General features: G+C 68.8%; 13 protein-coding genes and 2 pseudogenes. 11 read left to right on the plus strand and 4 right to left on the minus strand.

Going from position 1 to position 19,058, the window contains the following annotated elements; translation table 11 throughout:
- Nucleotides 1-371, plus strand: a pseudogene (locus tag ACSDR0_RS44680) (NF041680 family putative transposase); the annotation flags it as partial.
- A gap of 27 nt (nt 372-398) precedes the next feature.
- Here the strand turns inward: ACSDR0_RS44680 and ACSDR0_RS44685 are convergent.
- From ACSDR0_RS44685 to ACSDR0_RS44695, 3 genes are all read right to left on the minus strand, one after another.
- Nucleotides 399-5,183 (minus strand): nSTAND1 domain-containing NTPase, encoded by a 4,785-nt coding sequence (locus tag ACSDR0_RS44685; protein ID WP_435295052.1) that lies wholly within the window; start codon nt 5,181-5,183, stop codon nt 399-401.
- 380 nt (nt 5,184-5,563) lie between these two features.
- A complete protein-coding gene (locus ACSDR0_RS44690; RefSeq protein WP_435295053.1) occupies nt 5,564-6,178 on the minus strand; it encodes a hypothetical protein in 615 nt (204 codons plus the stop codon).
- Nucleotides 6,175-6,789 carry a TetR/AcrR family transcriptional regulator gene (locus ACSDR0_RS44695; RefSeq protein ID WP_435295054.1) on the minus strand — a complete coding sequence of 205 codons (615 nt, stop codon included), beginning with the start codon at nt 6,787-6,789 and terminating at the stop codon, nt 6,175-6,177. Before ACSDR0_RS44695 ends, ACSDR0_RS44690 begins: the two co-directional genes overlap by 4 nt.
- Before the next feature lie 97 nt (nt 6,790-6,886).
- On the opposite strand from ACSDR0_RS44695, the gene ACSDR0_RS44700 reads away from it, so the two are divergent.
- Nucleotides 6,887-8,161: an NADH:flavin oxidoreductase/NADH oxidase family protein gene (locus ACSDR0_RS44700; RefSeq protein ID WP_435295055.1), complete on the plus strand. Its 1,275-nt coding sequence runs from the start codon at nt 6,887-6,889 to the stop codon at nt 8,159-8,161.
- A gap of 885 nt (nt 8,162-9,046) precedes the next feature.
- Here ACSDR0_RS44700 and ACSDR0_RS44705 read toward each other — a convergent pair.
- Entirely contained in the window at nt 9,047-9,946 is a 900-nt protein-coding gene (locus tag ACSDR0_RS44705) for a PaaX family transcriptional regulator C-terminal domain-containing protein (RefSeq protein WP_435295056.1), read from the minus strand.
- A gap of 78 nt (nt 9,947-10,024) precedes the next feature.
- Here ACSDR0_RS44705 and ACSDR0_RS44710 point away from each other — a divergent pair, with 78 nt between their 5' ends.
- The 9 genes and pseudogenes from ACSDR0_RS44710 (at nt 10,025) to ACSDR0_RS44750 (ending at nt 18,979) form a co-directional block, all read left to right on the plus strand.
- The gene (locus ACSDR0_RS44710; protein WP_435295057.1) at nt 10,025-11,056 is read left to right on the plus strand and encodes an alpha/beta hydrolase family protein; all 1,032 of its coding nucleotides are present in this window, start codon (nt 10,025-10,027) and stop codon (nt 11,054-11,056) included.
- Nucleotides 11,057-11,714: 658 nt separating this feature from the next.
- Entirely contained in the window at nt 11,715-13,190 is a 1,476-nt protein-coding gene (locus ACSDR0_RS44715; protein WP_435295058.1) for a flavin-containing monooxygenase, read from the plus strand.
- Nucleotides 13,191-13,292: 102 nt separating this feature from the next.
- Nucleotides 13,293-14,402, plus strand: coding sequence for a serine hydrolase domain-containing protein (locus ACSDR0_RS44720; RefSeq protein ID WP_435295059.1), 1,110 nt, complete (start codon nt 13,293-13,295; stop codon nt 14,400-14,402).
- A gap of 59 nt (nt 14,403-14,461) precedes the next feature.
- Complete coding sequence (locus ACSDR0_RS44725; RefSeq protein ID WP_435295060.1) at nt 14,462-15,283, plus strand: TetR/AcrR family transcriptional regulator; 822 nt, start codon at nt 14,462-14,464, stop codon at nt 15,281-15,283.
- Complete coding sequence (locus ACSDR0_RS44730) at nt 15,273-16,583, plus strand: flavin monoamine oxidase family protein (RefSeq protein ID WP_435295061.1); 1,311 nt, start codon at nt 15,273-15,275, stop codon at nt 16,581-16,583. Before ACSDR0_RS44725 ends, ACSDR0_RS44730 begins: the two co-directional genes overlap by 11 nt.
- A 67-nt stretch (nt 16,584-16,650) precedes the next feature.
- On the plus strand, nt 16,651-17,115 hold the full coding sequence (locus tag ACSDR0_RS44735) for a hypothetical protein (RefSeq protein WP_435295062.1): 465 nt from the start codon (nt 16,651-16,653) through the stop codon (nt 17,113-17,115).
- Nucleotides 17,112-18,314 (plus strand): saccharopine dehydrogenase NADP-binding domain-containing protein, encoded by a 1,203-nt coding sequence (locus tag ACSDR0_RS44740; protein ID WP_435295063.1) that lies wholly within the window; start codon nt 17,112-17,114, stop codon nt 18,312-18,314. The genes ACSDR0_RS44735 and ACSDR0_RS44740 overlap by 4 nt, the downstream gene beginning before the upstream one ends.
- Nucleotides 18,315-18,435: 121 nt before the next feature.
- Nucleotides 18,436-18,718 (plus strand): annotated as a pseudogene (locus ACSDR0_RS44745) (IS3-like element ISMyma3 family transposase); the annotation flags it as partial.
- 45 nt (nt 18,719-18,763) lie between these two features.
- Nucleotides 18,764-18,979: an integrase core domain-containing protein gene (locus ACSDR0_RS44750; protein WP_435295064.1), complete on the plus strand. Its 216-nt coding sequence runs from the start codon at nt 18,764-18,766 to the stop codon at nt 18,977-18,979.
- The last annotated feature ends 79 nt before the right edge of the window (nt 18,980-19,058 follow it).

The raw sequence follows: 19,058 nt of genomic DNA on the forward strand, positions 1-19,058 counted from the left end.
CTTATGTGCGGCGGTTCGACCTTGAGCACACCTTCCGCTTTTGCAAGCAGACCCTGAACTGGACGCTGCCCAGGCCTCGCACCCCTGAACAGGCCGACCGGTGGACCTGGCTCATCCTCGCCGCCTACACCCAGTTACGCCTGGCCCGCCGTCTTGTCACTGACCTGCGCCTGCCCTGGGAAAAGCCCTTGTCCATCAACCGATTAACGCCCGGACGTGTGCGGCGCACATTTCGCTCCGTTCACGCGGAGGTAGGCACCCCTGCCAGCCCACCACAACCGTGCGGACACTCCCCGGGCCGCCCACGCGGCACCACCCGCGGACCTGCTCCCCGTCACCCGGCCATCAAAATGACCAGCCGGACGGCCTGACATCCGTCACCGGGTTAAAAGCGAAGCTTAGCGGGAAGCCGGGCAGGTGGGTCGATACGGCGCCGCGGGGATGTACCGCTGCCACTCTTGAAAAGTGAGCCCTCGGCCAGCGATACCGCAGACTGCTCGCAAGAGATCGTGCGGCAACGCGACATTCCATAACCGCACGGCCTTATCCCATCCGGCGGAAGCCAGCCGGGTGCCGTCTGGGCTGAACACCACCGAGGACACCGGGCTGGTGTGGCCGGTCAGTGGGGAGCCGACCTGCTGGTGCGTGGCCGCATCCCAGATCCGCACCGTCTCATCGTCTGAGGCACTGGCCAGCCGGGTGCCGTCCGGGCTGAACACCACTGAGAACACCGGGCTGGTGTGGCCGGTCAGTGGGGAGCCGACCTGCTTACCGGTGGCCGCATCCCAGATCCGCACCGTCTCATCGTCTGAGGCACTGGCCAACCGGGTGCCATCCGGACTGAACACCACCGACAACACCCAGCTGGTGTGGCCGGTCAGTGGGGAGCCGACCTGCTTACCGGTGGCCGCATCCCAGATCCGCACCGTCTCATCGTCTGAGGCACTGGCCAACCGGGTGCCATCCGGACTGAACACCACCGACAACACCCAGCTGGTGTGGCCGGTCAGTGGGGAGCCGACCTGCTTACCGGTGGCCGCATCCCAGATCCGCACCGTCTCATCGTCTGAGGCACTGGCCAACCGGGTGCCATCCGGACTGAACACCACCGAGAACACCACACCAGTGTGACCGACCATCGGGGCACCGACCTGCTTACCGGTGGCCGCATCCCAGATCCGCACCGTCTTGTCGTCTCCGGCGCTGGCCAGCCGGGTGCCATCCGGACTGAACACCACCGAGAACACCACACCAGTGTGACCGACCATCGGGGCACCGACCTGCTTACCGGTGGCCGCATCCCAGATCCGCACCGTCTTGTCGTCTCCGGCGCTGGCCAGCCGGGTGCCATCTGAACTGAACACCACTGAGGACACCGAGCCGGTGTGGCCGACCAGCGGGACACCGACCTGCCTGCGCGTGGCCACATTCCAGATCCGCACCGTCTTGTCGTCTGAGGCACTGGCCAGCCGGGTGCCATCCGGGCTGAAGGCCACCGAGGACACCGTGCGGGTGTGGCCGGTCAGCGGGGCGCCGATCTGTTTGTGTGTGGCCGCATCCCATAACCGCACCGTGTGGTCTGCAGCGCTGGCCAGCCGAGTGCCGTCCGGACTGAACACCACTGCGGACATTGGTTCGGTGTGGCCGGTCAGCGGGGCGCCGATCTGCTGATGTGTGGCCACATCCCAAATGCGCACCGTGTCGTCGCCCGCGGCGGAGGCCAGGCGAGTGCCGTCCGGACTGAACGCCACCGACAACACCCAGATGCTGTGGCCGACCAGCGGGGCACCGACCTGCTTACCGGTGGCCACATCCCATAACCGCACCGTCTCGTCGTTTCCAGCGGAGGCCAGCCGGGTGCCATCTGGACTGAACGCCACCGAGAACACCTTGCCGGTGTGGCCGGTCAGCGGGGCACCGACCTGCTTACCGGTGGCCACATCCCATAACCGCACCGTCTCGTCGCTTGCGGCGGAGGCTAAGCGGGTGCCGTCCGGGCTAAACGCCACCGAGGACACCGTGCGGGTGTGGCCGACCAGCGGGGCACCGACCTGCTTACCGGTGGCCACATCCCATAACCGCACCGTCTCGTCGTTTCCAGCGGAGGCCAGCCGGGTGCCATCTGGACTGAACGCCACCGAGAACACCTTGCCGGTGTGGCCGGTCAGCGGGGCACCGACCTGCTTACCGGTGGCCACATCCCATAACCGCACCGTCTCGTCGCTTGCGGCGGAGGCTAAGCGGGTGCCGTCCGGGCTAAACGCCACCGAGGACACCGTGCGGGTGTGGCCGACCAGCGGGGCACCGATCTGCTGGTGCGTGGCCACGTCCCAGATCCGCACCGTCTTGTCGTCTGAGGCGGAGGCCAGGCGGGTGCCGTCCGGGCTGAACACCACCGAAGACACCGAGCCGGTGTGGCCGGCGAGAACAGCGCGTGCGGGTTGGCTGAGGAGTGCGGTCATGGTCGCCTGGGCCTCGCTGGTCTTGGCGATGGACAAGGCTGCTGCGGCGAGGCGCGCCGATGCCGCCGGGTCGTTGGGCAGAGATTGACTGTAGGCGGCTGCTTCGCGGGAGAAGGCTTCGGCGCCGCGGCGAAGTTCCAGTTCGCGTTGCTGGTTGACGTCCTGGCCGAAGCGCACGGCGGCCACCGCAGTGATGATCGCGATCACCAGCAGTGCGGCCAGCACGGAGAATACGGTCTGCCAGCGGCGCCGGGTGCGGGTCGCGGCGCGGCCGGCGGCGTGCAAGAAGGCCTCGGCGGGGCCGGGCAGGCCGAGATAGCGGCCGGGGTCGGCGTGCCAGCGGGTGGCGGCGTGGCGGGCACTTTCCAGCCGGATCCCGCGGTAGAGGAACGATGCATCACGGCCGGCGTCATCCCATTCGATGGCGTCCTGCAGAATCTCCCCGTGCAGGGCGCGGTCGGCCTGGTCCTCGGCCAGCCAGGAGCGCAGGCGCGGCCAGGCGGTCACCAGGACGTCGTGGGCGAGTTCGACCGTGCCGGCCACAGTTGGGGCCATCGGTGTCGCCGGAGCATCGGAGAGCGCCTCGCCAATACCTTGAACGGCGGCGCTCATGGTGATCATGTCCGACGGCCCGGCCGGGGCGGGAGGGCCTGTGACCATCAGCCGGGCGGCGGCGAAGGCTTCGATGACCTGCCGCGCCAGCTCCGGCCGATCGGGTTCCCACACAGCGGCCAGCTCACCCCACGCCACGCGGCGCCGGGTGACGTGGCCGTCGGCGCTGGTGAGCGTCAACGCCAGGATGACGCGTTTGGCGATCTCCTGCTGGTGGGGGTTCAGGGCGTTGTAGGCCTCTTCGGCGGCGTCTTGGACGGCGGAGGCGACGCCGCCGGAGCGGTCATAGCCCTGCCGTGTCAGCCGCTCGCCTTCTCGGTTGTGCCAGGTGCGGACCATCGCCATCGACAGCAACGGCAACGCTCCCACCGCGCCCGCTCCCCCCGGCCCCGCACCGGCGGGTTGGGTATGGCCGGCCAGTTCCCGTACCACCTGTTCGGCCAGGCCGTCCTCCACGGCCAGTCCGGCCGCCGCGGCCGGTCCGGTGATCGCCCGCTGCAGCTCTTGGTCGCTCATCGGGCCCAGCACGAACACCCGCTCCTCCAGTGCTCGCGCCAGCACCGGGTGAGCGGCGCATCGGTCGACGAAGTCACCGCGTACCGCGAGCACCACGATCCCGGCCGCCCTCCCGCCAAGACGGCCCTTATCCTGATGGCCCCCTTCCTGCGGGCTCGAAGGAGGCGGGCCGGTGCCTGCCGGGTCTGTTCCGGTGGCGATCACTTCCAGGGCAGCCACGAACGCCTCCACCTCCCCGGCGTAGGTGTCCGCGGCTGGGGTGAACACCTCCTCGAACTGGTCGACGACCATAATCAGCCGCTGCGGACCTTCACCTGTTGCGCCCTGCTGGTGGCGGCGGATCGCCTCGGCGGCCAGGATCTGCCGGGCCCGCCCCCTGGCCCGGCCGGGATCGGCTCGCAGCTCCGCCAGCACGGTGTCGGGGTCGGCGTTGCAGCGCACCGCCAGCTGCACCGCCAGCTCCTGCAGCGGCCGCGCCCCGGGGGTGAAGGTCACCTGCGGCCAGGGCGCGCCACCGTCCTCGCCCAGGGGGGCGGCGGCCAGGGCGGGCAGCAGCCCGGCGTGCAGCAGCGAGGACTTCCCCGCCCCCGAGGCGCCGGTCACCACGATCACCCCCTCGCCGCCCAGGTGGGCGGTGACCATCGCCGCCAGCCGGGCGGTGGCCTGGCCCCGCCCGTAGAACACCCCCGCCTGAGCCGGACCGAACGGCGCCAGCCCTTGATACGGACACCCCTGCGCCCACACCCCCCCGCCACCGGCCCCGGCCTCCGGCAGCGGGCCCGGCCCGGCGCGAAGACGGCGCTCCAAGGCGCTCAACTTCTCGCCGAGCTGTTCACGCATCACCACCAGCAGCGCTTCTTGCCGCTGGCGCTGAGTACGGTCGAAACGGTGCTCGGCGTCTTGGCGATACAACGTCTGCTGGATCTGGCCGGCCGCCGCGTCCAGCCGCCCCAGCATCGGCGCCAGCACCGCCGTCTGCTCGCCGAGCTCGGCGAACCCCGCCACCATCTCCTCCAGCAGCAGGGCATCACCGTGGGCGATCGCTTCGCCGATCACCACCTGCGTGGCCTGGAGTTCGCTCAGCACCACGGCCAGCGTCTCCGCCAACGTCTCGGCGCGAGCGCCACCGGCTTGCAGGATCTCCTCCAAGCGGGCGGCCAACTCCCGCTCCACCTGCTCCACGCGCCCAGCCAGTTCAGCGGCCAAAACCTCCTCGCCGGCGGCGTCGTCCGGGCCGGCGGCGGGAGGGGTGGCGCCGACCTGGGCACCGCCTCGGGTTCTGGCGCGGGCGGCGATGAGGGAGTCGCCGATGACATCGGACAGCAGGTTCGCTCCGATCGCCCCGACCACTCCGATCCCGGTAAGTAGCACCGCCGGGCCCGGCTCCACCACGGCCAGCGGAGCCAGCGCGCTGGCACACAACCCCGCCAGCAGCGCCCGCGGCGTCGCCCATCCCAGCCCCTGCGCGGACAGGGCGGCCGCCTGGCGCACCCAGCCGCGCGCACCGTCCTGAGCCGCGACAACCTGGCCGGGCGATAAGGCAGAAGGGCCTGGCTCAGGCGGCTCAAGCCGCTGTCCACCCTGTTGGTCCACCCGCCGCTCCTGACCTCGCGACACCACGCCTGACCATTCGAGTGACGACCTCGGACCGTGGAACGGCCCTTCAGCACATCGGTATTCAAGGACTTATCGCCCCGGCCTCACTGAGCGCTACTCGATCTCAGCAGATTGTTCTAGTCTGACCGATTTCATAATCAACCGCCGGGTCATGCCCCCCTCGCATGGCGTCGACCGCTGGCGCGACAACGCCATGCGAGGCGTCGGCCTGTAGCCGCGAGAATTAAGGCAGGGCTACAGGCCGGCGCACGGATATCTGCATCACGGCAAGCACCCTGATCGGGCTGCGCGACGCCGCGATGATCGCCGTCCTGCAGTCGACCGGCGTCTGGCGCGCCCTGACAGAGAATGCCTGCTCACGCGGGGGCGGCTCCGTACACCAGCTCAGGCGTCCCAGCCGCTCGCCGGGCCGGGCCGGTCGCCGTCGCCGTGTCATGGGCACCGCCTGGTACCGCTCCGAGACCGGCTGGCCATGAACGGCCTTGGATTCTGGTGAACCCAAGGGTGCATAACCTCCCCGACCCCCCAGCGGTCCAGCGTCGATCCTTGGGTTCACGCGAACTCTGGGCTTTCTGAACGAACATACAGCCGTTGGCGGCAAGACTGATCATGGTGAACGTTGCGTGTCCTCGTTCGTCGGAACTCGGTAGCGGATAATCGGCCGGTCGGCCCGTTGTGGGCGCAGCCGCCGGCGGCGCCGTGAAGTTCGCCTCGTCGTGCTCACGCAGCATGCGCAGGACGGTGGCCGGGGAGGGGTGTCGGCCCTGCCTCTTACCTATGGTGATGACGAGCCGGGCGGCGATGTCGCGCAGGCTCAGGTTCTGCTCGCGCAGGTACAAGGCCATGGAGAGCATGGCCTTGTTGAGTGAACCGCGCGGCGACCGGGTTCGTAAGGCGATGTCAGGTGTGGTGGGCGCCGTTCGGGTGCAGGGGCTGTCGAGGGTGGCGAACGCGGCCGCGATCTGTTTCACTGCGCCGTGTTGGTAGGCGGCAGGCCCTCGATCACCATGAATTTCGCCGCCTCGACGGTGGCCCGGACCACGCGGGCCACGTACGCATCGATCCCTTCGCCGCTGCCGGGGTGCACATGGCCCGCGACGATCAGGGAGCTGAGGCCGTGGGTGAGTGCCCATATGCCGGTGCACAGTGCGGTTGCTTCCTCGATGTCGCAGGATGCGTCGAGACCGACGGCTCGCACGATGGCTGCCTGGACGGCGTCCATTGCCGTCCGTACCGAGGGCCGAGTACTGCACACGCTGCCGCTCATCAGCCGGAACATCTGCGGCCGTTCCAGAGCGAACTGAACTCCCAGTTGCACTACGGCGACCAGACGATCCCGGGCGGTCTGCCCGTTGGCCACGGCGATGCGGTCGACCATGTCCGCGCAGCCGTGCTCAGCGAGGGCCGCGAGGAGATCGTCCTTGTCGGCGAAGTGGCGGTAGGGCGCGTTCGCCGAGACTCCTGCGGCTCGCGCGACGGATCGCAGCGAGAGCCTGTCGGCCCCTTCGACCTCGACGAGTTCGGCGCCTGCCCGTAGCAGGGCTGCGGGCAGGTCGCCGTGGTGGTAGCTCTGGCGCCTCATGTTGACATCTTACACATTGCTCCATAATGTGTGCATCGTCAACATTGGGTGCACTGTCCCTGGGCAGCGCATGCCGCCGCACGAGATGAGGACGCCCATGACGGATGCCGGGGCGCCGCTGGCGCTCGCACACGGTCAACCGCTGCCGAACCGGATCGCCAAGCCGGCCATGGAGGAATTCCTGGCCGACGAGGAAGGTCTGCCCGGCGAAACCATGGTCCGGCTCTACCAGCGCTGGGCCGCGGGCGGGGCGGGCCTGCTCATCACCGGGCACGTCATGGTCGACCCCCGAGCGATGGCCGACCCCCGCGATGTCGCGCTCGTGGAGGGCACGCCGCTGGAACCGTTCCGGCGGTGGGCCGAGGCCGCGAAATCCGGCGGCGGCCGGGTGTGGATGCAGATCAACCATCCAGGCCGGGTCGTGCAGACCGGCCCTTGCGGCACTGCGTGGTCGGCATCGGATGTGCCGGTCGATGTCGGGCGGTGGTCCCGCATGTTCCCGCGTCCCATCCCCATGACACCGGAGCAGATCGCGTACACCGTCGACCGGTTCGCCTCCACTGCGGGGCTGGCGCAGGAGGCAGGGTTTGACGGAGTCGAGATCCACGCCGCACATGGCTACCTGCTCAGCCAGTTTCTCTCCCCGCGCACCAACCGGCGCTCGGACGCGTGGGGCGGTCCGCTGGAGAACCGGGCCCGGCTCCTGCTCGACGTGGTGACCGCCGTGCGGGAGCGCGTCGGAGACACCTTCTCGGTGGCCGTGAAGATCAATACTGCGGACTTTCAGCGCGGGGGCTTCGCCGAGGACGATGCCCGCGGCGTCGTCACCATGCTCGCCGAACGTGACGTGGATCTGATCGAGCTCTCAGGCGGGTCGGTGGAGAGCCTGGCCACCCTGGGCTACCGAGCCGACGGCCGGACGCTGGCGCGCGAGGCGTACTTCTTGGAGGCCGCCGGGCAGATCCTCGCCGAGGCTACCGTGCCGATCATGCTTACCGGCGGAATCCGCCGGTTGACGGCGCTCCACCGGGTCATCGAGGGCGGCGCGGATGTCGCGGGCGTCGGCACGGCCCTCGCCGTGGATCCCGACCTGCCCCGTCGCTGGCTGGCCGGCGAGGAGGCCGAGGCGCCCCCCGTGCAGGTCCACTGGCGGGACAAGACCATCGTTGCTGCGGCGACCTTGGCCATCGTGCACCGCCGGTTCGTGGACCTCGCCCGCGGCGGCGAGGCGCGCCGCATTCCTCGTCCGGTCGCGGCGTTGATGGCCGACCGTCTTCAACTGCGCCGCACTGTGCGTCGCCGGCGAGCCCGCCGACAGCTCCCGAACTTCGCCTTCGACACCACCGGGTCGACCGAGAAACAACGCAGCTGACCGAAAGCTCCTGATGTCAGGCCGGCAAGGCGGGAGTGAATCTCCGGCCTCGCCACCTGAATGAGCGTTCCACGCCGGTGGCGCTGCCGCACGGCCACCCGTGCGTCACGGTCGCGGACCTGCTGACGCATACGCTGAGGCCCGGGCGCTCACATCGGGTCAGGGCAAGCTCCGAAGAATCCGCTTGGACCGGCTGGAGCGCTTCCGCCAGTACGGCGTCCTCCTCCCGAACTCGGCCCCAGCCGCCAACTAGCGACGCGATCGTGTTCTCGGAAGTGCCGAACCGGGGTTTCGCCTCTCAGCCGCGCGTGTTCTCGGAAGTCGCGCCGTCTCCGCTTCCGAGAACATGGCCTTCTCAGAACCACAGATGCCGGCGGTCAGCGACCTGGATCGCCTGCGATGCGCCGCGGGTGGCGCCTTCGGCATAACAGCCCGCCCGGTCCCGGCAGATCACCTCGACACCGGGATGAGCGGTCAGCAGGTGGATCAGGGTCTCCTGGCCGCCGACCTCGCCGCGGAGAGATCACGGAATGTGTGCCTGAACCGGTTTTCAGGCGGCGTCGACAGTCAAGACGCCCACGACCGGAAACCCGTCGTCACAAGATGTGCTCGTCGCTGAGCCTGTGCCCCGATCGACCGCGCGTCCGGGTCGGCATATCGCATGCATCTGCGAGGTACGAGGGGTGGTCGCGTGACGATCACGCCGCGAGGTGATTGCCCCGCCTGGCGAGGCTCGCGGCAAGGTCTCAGCGCGTTGCGGGCGCGGTGACGCCTCGGCCGCGAGTGTCCATGGCTGGGATCTACCTGGTCGTACCACGGGCTGTCTTCGGTCGGCGGGGCGAGTTGCCGCTGTAGAGGTTCTCGCGCCCGCTTCGCCGGCCCTGTTCACCGGGAGCCGGCCTTTTGAGCTGGAGCGGCCACTTCGTGGACGACGTCCGCGTAAAGGCGGAACAGGCGTGGTGCCGGAGCGGGGGCGGCGTGCTGGAGGAGGTGCTGCCAGCATTGCGCGACCAGCTGCCGGGCTTGGGCGCCCGGCCAGGGCTGGGGCAGCAGTTCGGGAGGCAGGAGCGGGTCGGCCTCCATGACCCGGGCGAATTCGGAGGCCAGTTCAATGGCGATGGTCAGCAGTTGCGGTTGGTCGATCGAGGCCGGGTCGCGTAGCCGTTCCAGGCGGTTTCGGGTGATGTAGGCAAGTCGCCGATGAGTGTGCGCGAGGTCGTCCAGCGGCCACAGCCGGGCAGCCAACTGCTGGGGATCGTCGATGCCGCCCACTCGCAGGTCGGTGCTGGTGATGTAGGTGACGCAGTCGCCGATGCCGAGCCGGGCGACCTCGGCTTCGACCAGGTCCTCCCAGGGATTGGCGGTGACGTAGAGACCGCCTTGGAGGGGCGCACCGCCCAGGTGGACGATGTACTCGCGCAACGCGTCGCGGGCGGCCCGCGACGATTCCGGTACGGCGAAGGCCAGCAGGCGCCAGCTGCCGTCCCAGGGTGCCTCGTCCCGGTCCTGGGCGTACATGAAGCGCACGAACTCCACGTTGGGGTCAAGGGCGCGGCGGGCTTCAGCCGTGGCATGCAGCACCGCGCGACGGCCGCGGCCTGACTGAACGAATTGGCCTTCGGTGACCAGCCGCTTGATGCACAGCCGTACCTGCAGGTCGGTCATGCCGAGGATCCGGGCGACCGCGTACAGCTCGCCGGCGTCCACGGTTTGATCCTCGTGGATCAGGCTCTCCACCAGCACCCGGGTGGAGATCTCCACGTGATCGTCTTGTGTGGGCGGCATGCCCTCACCTCCTGCGGCACAACTATAGTACGGTCGAATTCAATACGATCGTTTTTAAAACGAACCAAAGGAGGGTTGATGGGTGTGATCAAGCGACGCGGGGCGCGCTGGATTCTGCGCTCCCTGCTGGCCGTGGCCGTCTTGGTCGCCGCCTGCGGCGGCTGGGTGGCCTACCAGAACACCTACGAGCTGCGGGAGGAGCACGTGACGATCACCGGCGGCAAGCAGCCGCTGAAGGGCGTGCTGGCCTGGCCCACCACGGGCAAGGGCCCCTACGGGCTGGTGGTGTTCGTGCACGGGGACGGGCCGATCGACGCCACCCACGAGGAGTTCTACCTACCGCTATGGGAGGCGTTCGCCCAGGCCGGCTACGCCTCCTTGTCCTGGAACAAGCCCGGGGTGGGCGGAGCGGCCGGCAACTGGCTGGACCAGAGCATGGCCGACCGGGCCGCGGAGACCGTCGCGGCGATCACCTGGGCGAAAGGCAGACCGGGCCTCGACGCGAACCGCATCGGGCTGTGGGGAGCAAGTCAGGCGGGCTGGGTCATGCCCAAAGTGGCCGTCCGCCTGCCCGAGCTGCGTTTCGTCATCGCCCTCTCGCCCGCCGTCAACTGGCAGCAACAGGGCCGCTACTACTTGCGGCGCAAACTGCAGGACGAGCACGCCACGCCGGACCGGGTGCGGGCCGAGCTGGCCCGGCGGGAGAAGACGCTGGAGCTGCTGCGCGCAGGAGCCCCCTACGAGCACTACGAGACCACCGTCGGGGACACCAGGGACATGACCGCGAAACGCTGGACCTTCATCTCCAAGAACTACACCAGCGACGCCGCGTTGGATCTGGCGGCCATGCGGGTGCCGGTGCTGCTGCTCCTGGCCGGGCACGACCGCAACGTCGACGTCGCCGACACCGAGGCCGGCTACCGCAAACACCTGCGCACGCCCGGCCTGCTGCAGGTCCGGCACTATCCCGACGCCACCCACGCCCTGATCCGTAAGGAGCTGCAGGACTCGGAGCTGAAGATGTTCCTTCTCGCCGTGGCGGCGCCACGCTCGCTGTTCTCCGACGGCTTTCTGAACGATCAGCGCCACTACCTGGAGAAAGTCTCCTGAGATGTTCGGCGCGGGACGGGCACGGTCGGCGTCATGACCGATCAGGGTCTTGCCCCGGCCCGGCTTTCGCATTCGCCATGGGGCTGGCCGGCGAGGTCGGCGGCAGGTGGGTGAAGATGTTCCCCCCGGTCTGGAAGAGGGTGCTTCGGCCGGTCGTCGTGGCGGTTTGGATGACCGAACGGATGCGGGTCTGCTCGTCGCCGGCCACAGCAGGCAGCGGACGGTCCTCCAGGAGCCGACGGCGAGACCACCCTGGCGTCGGGCGGGAACAGGCTCGGCTCAGGCGCTGCGGGATGACGCTGGGGCAGTCTTCAGCCTGAGCGCCTGAGCGCCTGAGCGCCTGCGCGCCTGCGCGACGGCCGAGTGCAGACCGTCGCCGGCCTCGGTGGCGGGCGTGATCTGGACACCGCTGCGGCCGACCGCGCGAGGAGCAGATCTTCGATCGCTCGGCCTCTGAGCGACGTGAGATCTGCTCGTTCGTGTGTCACCGCGTCCAGCGGGACCCGGTGACGCGCGTACCGGTGAGGCGAGCGCCGAAAGGGCGACCGGCGACGCCCCACCTCCTGTCGTTCGTTCCAGGACCCGGCGGACTGTGCGGTCACGAGGCGGTGACCGGCAACCAGGCCGACAATCGTTCGTTAATGATACGGTCGTTTCCATGACGACCGTATCTAGTTCGGACGTTCCGGCTTGGAGTTCGCCGCGGCACGTCGATGTGCTGATCATCGGGGCGGGCCTGTCCGGTATCGGAGCGGCCTGGCGCCTGCAGCGCGAATCCGGATGGACGTACGCGGTGATCGAAGCCCGGGAGCGCGCCGGCGGCACGTGGGACCTGTTCCGCTACCCTGGCGTCCGCTCGGACTCGGACATGTTCACCCTCAGTTACCCCTTCCAGCCGTGGCGGGGCAAAAAGTCGCTGGCCGACGGTGACAGCATCCGCCGCTACATCGAGGACACCGCTCGCGAGCACGGCATCGACCGGCACGTCCACTACGGCCGCACGGTGACGGCCGCCGAATGGTCCTGGACACAGGGCCGCTGGCTGGTCGAGACCAAAAAGGGCGGGCTCTCCAGCACGTGGACGTGCTCGTTCCTCTACATCTGCGCCGGCTACTACGACTACAAGCAAGGCCATCAGCCGGACTTCGAAGACGTCGAGCACTTCGGCGGCCGGTTCGCGCACCCGCAGTTCTGGCCGCACGACCTCGACGTCACCGGTAAACGGGTCGTGGTGATCGGCAGCGGCGCCACCGCGGTCACGCTCATTCCCGCGCTCGCCAAGACGGCGGCGCACGTCACGATGCTCCAGCGCTCGCCGACCTACATGAGCTCGCAGTCCGACATCGACCGGACGGCCGACGCGCTGCGCCGCGCGCTTCCCTCCCGGCTCGCGCACATCCTCGTGCGCGCCAAGAACGTCCTGTTCAGCCAGCTGACGTACTGGCTGAGCAGGCGCTACCCCGAGCAGACCAAGCGGCATCTGCGCAGAGCCCTCCTCCGGTTCCTGCCGGACGAGGCCTACGTGGACCAGCACTTCGCCCCCCGTTACCAGCCTTGGGACCAGCGGCTGTGCGTGGTACCCAACGGCGACTTCTTCCGGGATGTGGCCGCCGGGCGGGCGTCGGTGGTCACCGACCGTATCGCCCGATTCGTCAAGCGCGGGATCGCGCTGGAGTCCGGGAAAGAACTGAAGGCGGACGTGGTCGTCTCCGCCACAGGACTGTCGCTGATCCCTCTCGGTGGGATCAGGCTGTCGGTCGGCGGCAAGCCGATCGACCTCGCCGACACCACCGCCTACCGCGGACTGATGCTCAGCGGCGTGCCCAACCTGGCCTTCTGCGTCGGCTACACCAACGCGTCATGGACGCTGCGGGCCGACCTGTCCTCCCGCTACGTTGTCCGGCTGCTTCGCCACCTGAGGCGGCGCGACCTCACGACCGCGATGCCCGCCTTCCCGCGCGAGAGCGCCCGGCGCCCGCTGCTCGGCCTGACCTCCACCTACGTCCAACGCGCCGCGCACCTGTTCCCCCGGCAGGGCGATCGGGACCCGTGGGTGGTCACCCAGAACTACGTGATCGACCGGATGAGATTCGCCTTCCTGGACGTCCGCAAGGGAATGATCTTCGATGAGTAACGGAAAGCGCGTCATCGCCCTCGGCGGCGCCGGGGCGATGGGCCGGCCGGTGGTCGAGGTGGTCAGGGTCGACCACGCTCCCACCGGCAGGGGCGTGGTCCCATGATCCGCGGCGACGTCGTCCCCGGCTGGGAGCCGGTCCGCGCCGCCTTCGTCAAGATCATGAGCGGTCCGGGCGAACGCGGCGCGGGCCTGCACATACTCCACCGGGGCACGCCCGTCGTCGACCTCTATGGCGGCAGCCACGGACCGGACACCCGCCAGGTGGTCTTCTCCGCCTCCAAAGGCATCGCCTCCGTCTGCCTGGCCGTACTCGTCGACCGCGGCGATCTCGACTTCGAGGCGCCCGTGACCAGGTACTGGCCCGAGTTCGGCCACTGCGGCAAGGCCCAGATCACCGTCGCGCAAATGCTCAGCCATCAGGCCGGGCTGATCGCTCCCCGCCATCGCACCTCCCTCGCCGAGGTGCTCGAGGGGCGCCCGTTCGCCAACGTCCTGGCCGGCCAGCCCTCGCGCTGGCCCGCGGGGCGGCCCGGGTACCACGCGGTCACCTGGGGCACGCTCGCCGACGAGCTCGTGCGCCGCATCACCGGCGGGCGGTTCGGCGAGGTGCTCGACGATCTGGTGTGCCGGCCGCACGCCCTGGCGATCAGCATCGGCGGCCGGCCGACGGGCCCGCCGCCGGCGCCGGTGCACGCCGCCACCCGGATCCCGTTCCTGGCCGGGATGACCGCCGCCGTGTTCGCGCGGGCCGGTACGCCGCTGTGGGAGGCGATGACCGTGCGCGGAGCGCTCGCCGAGCCTGTCGGCCGGTGGGTGGAGCGGCCGGAGACCCTCGCCGCGCATCTTCCCGCCGCCAACGGCGTCGCCACCGCCCCATCCCTGGCCAGGCTGTATGCGCTGCTCATGGTGGGTGCGCTGGCGAGCGAGCGTACCTGGCGCACCGCCGTGATCCCACGCGCCACAGGCCGGGACCGGGTTCTCGGCCTTCCCGCAGCCTACGGGTGCGGGTTCGCCCTGCCCAGCCGCGCCTGGCGGCTGGGCTCCCCCACGGCTTTCGGGCATCCGGGAATCGGTGGCGCGCTCGGCCTCGGCGATCCCCGCCGTGAGCTGGCACTGGCCTTCCTGCCGCGGGCCATGCCCGCCAACGCCCTGGACGACGCGCGTCACCGGATCCTTCTGGACGCGGTGACCAGCGTGATCGGCCCCTGACCAGACATGACCGACCTCAACAGGCAAGATCACTTCCCACCCAGGAGGGTGAGCTGCGGATGCGAGCAAGCCAGAGATCCCCGGCCGGCGTCACGGTCGAGCCGCCCGGCGGAAGGGACCGCCGTGCCCGACACCAGCCCTTCATGTCCCCCGCCGGCCAGGCGATCCACGATCTGCGGAAGAACGCCATTGTAACTAGATTCGTAAGTCCAGTAAGTTATTGGACTGTGAGATCTAGTAAGCATGGAACGCCTCAAGACCGGGTCGCCCGCGTCCTGCGGGCCGGCGCGACCTGTTTCGGCAGGAAGGGCTTCTTCGAAACGACCTTCGAAGACGTCGTCCGCGAGTCCGGCCTCAGCCGAGGCAGCCTGTACTGGTACTTCGACTCGAAGGACGCGCTCTACAACGCGGTGCTCGAGCACTGCGCGGCACGTTTCCGGGCGACGTTCGATGCGGGCATAGGCGGCATCGAGGGAGACGACCCCATCGTGTCCAGGTTCTTGAAGGCCGTGGTCGCTGATGTGATCCAGCAGGAAGACGTCTACCGCGTCCTGTATCTGGCTCCACGATCGGAGTCCGCCGCGGAGACACTGACACAGCTGACGCTGTCCTTCGTCGACTATGTACGCCTCGTCGTGGAAGCGGCCGGCCAACGAGGAGAGATCGACACCCGGCGTCACTCTCGCGAGGCCCTGGCCGACATCCTCCATGCGCTGGCCGAAGGCCTGATCATCCGGCGGCTGTTCGATCCCGGCTTCGACACGGCTCGATACGTCACGACAGCGGCCGATCTGCTCGGGTGTGGCGGCGAGCGATCAAGAGCCGCAGGTCCGCCGGACGCGGCCCACACCGGGCAGGAGACCCACACCGATGACATCTGAGCAGGTGGATGTCGTCGTCGTGGGCGGCGGCGTCGCGGGATTGGCCGCCGCGTGCGAGTTGCGCGGCCGCCGGATGGTGGTGCTGGAGGCCGCCGAGCGCATCGGCGGGCGTGTGCGCACGGGCGAGCGCGACGGCGTGCCCTACCACCTCGGGGCTCAATACCTCGCGGGGGCGACCAGCGCCCGGCTTTTCGAGCAGCTCGGTGTGGAGCGGGTAAGCCTGCCGAAGGAGAACGGGCTGTTCCTTCGCGGCCGGGTCCGGCGCGGGACCGCTACCTCACTCATGCGCGCGCTGCGAGTGGGTGCGGGCGGTCTGGCCGACATCGCGGCGGTCGACCGCGAATCTGCGCGGGTTTCGCATCTTGTCGCGGGCTTGGCGAGTCCGTCGGTACCGTCGGCCGACCTGCCCGCGGAAGCGGCGCTGCTGGACAGACGCTCCTTTGCGGAGGCGATCGCACAGCGCCGCCCGCAGGTGCGGGAGTTCTACTCCACCTTGATCCGTTCAATGGCGTGTAAGGATCCCGCGGACCTTTCGGCTCTGTACGCCTACGCGATGCTCGGCTCGGAGAAGAAGGAGGGGATCGGGGGAGCCTTTCGGGCGCGCCACGGGATGCGGGACGTACTGGAAGCCTTCACCCGGGCACTGGATGGGCGCATCCGGCTGCAAGTCCAGGTGACCGGCATCGAAGCCCGCGGTTCGGGGATCGAGGTCGTCTACCGGCAGGGCAACGAGAACCACCGTCTGACGGCACGGGCGTGTGTGGTGGCGGTGCCGGCGCCGGAGGTCCTGCGGATCGTGGCCGCTCTCCCGGCCGCGCGTCGCGAGGCGCTGGAGCGCGTGCGCTACGGCCGGTTCCTCGCTGTCGCCCTTTTCCTGCGCAAGCCGATCTGGGAAGGGGGATGGGCCATCTCCTGCGATCTGCCGGTGGTCTCGACCCTGCTCAATCCTGCCGTGTTGACGGGGTCCGGCGTCGCGCACGTGCTGTCCTCCTACGCCAGCGAAGACGGCTGCCGCGAGGTCTGGGAGCTGGGCGACACCCAGGTGGCAGAGAGATTCGCGGCCGAAATCGCGCACGTGTTCCCCCAGCTTCCCGAAACCCTTCGTGGCGCCCACGTCCATCGCTGGGACCCGGGGTATCCGGCATGGGAACCCGGCCATCTGGCGCTCTTGTCACAGCTCGCGGCCCCCCTCGGCGACATCGCGTTCTGCGGCGACTACTTGTCCATCCCCTCGGTCGAGGGCGCGATCGTCAGCGGGCTGCGCGCAGCCTCCCAAATCAAAGCCGCGCGATCGACCTGAGCCCGGAACAGGAGCAGACGCCATGTACAGACACCGCGTCACAGGGGCGGGCTTTTCCGGTCCACCTGTGGCGAAGAAGATGCTCGAACTCGGCGACGACGTCGTCATCATCATCGATCGCAACGACGCTCCCGGACCGTGGCACAGCGGCGCGTACGAGCACGCCTCCATCATCTCGAGTCGTCGTACGGCAGAGTTGCCCGACCATCCCGTGCCCGACACCTATACGGCGACACCGGCCGTGACATCGCAGTCGCCGCGGCCCGCGTCAATGGCACGGCCGATATCAGCATGCGGGCCGGGGCCTACATCTTTCCCAAGCTGTTCCTCGGTGTTCCCACGGCCGAACCGGGCCGGCGGCTACCGCTCCGTCGCCAAGGCCGATACCCGCTCCTATGGGGCGGTAGAAGCCGACCGGTCCGTCGAACACCTCAACAACATCCTCGATGACATCGGCTGCCCCGACACGCCCGCCGAGCATCGGCTACGACACGTGCCCTGTCCTCCAGAGTCCAAGGAGCCACTTTCATGAACATTGTCGTCCTCGGCGGCGCCGGGCATATGGGCAGCCACGCCGTCACGCATCTGGCCGCCCTGCCTTTCGTCCAGAACCTGGTGATCGGCGACCGCGACATGGACGGTGCCAGGAAGCTTGCCGAGATCGTCGGCCAGAAGGCCAGAGCGGCTCGCGTCGACGTCACCGACCCTGAGCAGCTAGCCGCCGTGATGGCCGACGCCGACGCCGTGGTGTCGACCGTGGGGCCGTTCTTCCGGCTCGGCGGCACCGTTCTCGACGCCGCCCTGCTCAAGGGATGCCACTACGTGGACATCTGCGACGACCCCGTCCCCACCATGGAACTTCTCTCACGCGACGCCACTGCTCGACAGGCCAACGTGTCGGCCATCGTGGGTGCCGGAGCCAGCCCCGGGATCAGCAACCTGCTCGCGCTCAAGGCCATGCAGGGCTTGGACGAGATCGACTCCGTCATCACCGGCTGGGGCACAGGCGGTAAGGAAGAACCGACAGAACATGCCTACAACGGGGCGTCGGCCGCGATCGAGCACTGGGTCGCACAACTGGTCGGCACCATCCCGATTCACGACTGCGGTCAGCAGGTGCAAGGCAAACCCATGCAACCCATTGAGATACGCCTCCCCGGCTCCGCTCCCCTCACCGCTTACACCGTCGGGCACCCCGAACCTGTAACCTTGCCCCACTACTTCCCCGCGATCCGCCATTCGATCAACGTCTTCGACGTGCCCAACGCGGTCCTGGTCCTGCTCGAAGAGACCGTTCGGGCCATCACCTCAGGTCGCCTCACGGTGCCTGATGCCTCGCGCATGCTCACCGGAGCACTGTACGGAGGCGAGTTGGGGCCGGGCGGCGTCTGGAGCGCCGTCCGTGCGGGTGCTGCCGCAGCGCGCGAACGGATCACCAGAAAGAACTACCTTCCGCAGATCTTCGCCCTGGCGACCGGAAAGCGAGCAGGCCGACGTGAGACCAGAGCCGCACTCCTCAACGGCCACATCCCCGGAGGCATCGGTGCGATCACCTGCATCCCCACCACGATCGCGCTGACGATGCTCGCCGAGGGCGAAATCAATCGAAAGGGAGTGTTCGCGCCCGAGGCAGGCATCGACCCCGACCAGTTCTTCACACGCCTTGCCCCCTATGTGGTGCGTGACCGGGCATCCGATGACGAAGGCCCCGTTCGCCTTCTCATCGAATGACGGAGCCCAGGCCGGCCAGGTCGAAGCGGTCCGGGTCTGATGGAGGCTCGATTCCTTGAGAGGATCGAGTCATGGCCGTCCGTCCCCCTACCCTCCTGAGCTTCGTGAGCGTGCGGTACGCATGGTCGCGGAGATCCGTCCGAACCACCCGGCCGAGTGGGCCGCGATGAAGGCGGTAGCGGCGAAACTGGGATCGGCACCACCGAGACGGTGCGCACCTGGGTGCGCACAACTCAGGTCGATGCCGGGCAGCGGCCCGGCACCACCAGTCAGGACGCCGCCGAGATCAAACGGCTGCGCGCGGAGGTCGCCGAGCTGCGACGGGCCAATGAGATCTTGAAAGCGGCCTTGATCTTCTTCGCGGCCGAGCTCGACCGGCCACACAAACGCTCGCAGCGTTCATCGACGCCTCCATCGAGACTGCGGGAGATGTTCTGGACAACGCGCTGATGGAGTCCCAGATCGGTCTGTACAAGACCGAGCTGATCACACCAGGCAAGCCGCGGCACGGCCCGGCCGACGTGGAGGCGTCCGCCGCCGAGTGGGTCGACCGGTTCAACCAGCGGCGCATCCACGCCGCCATCGGCGATATCCCACCCGTCGAACACGAAGGCCTCTACTACGCTCCACACCAGCCCGAACCGGCGGCTGGAGTCAGCCCGTAGAGTGATGTACTCCGGCTTTCGTGGAGTCGCTTTGGTTGACTTACATGCCTCCGCCCCCTTGGAGAGGTCGGCATGTCGA

The organism is Streptosporangium sp. G11 (genome assembly GCF_051192615.1).
Lineage (GTDB): Bacteria > Actinomycetota > Actinomycetes > Streptosporangiales > Streptosporangiaceae > Streptosporangium.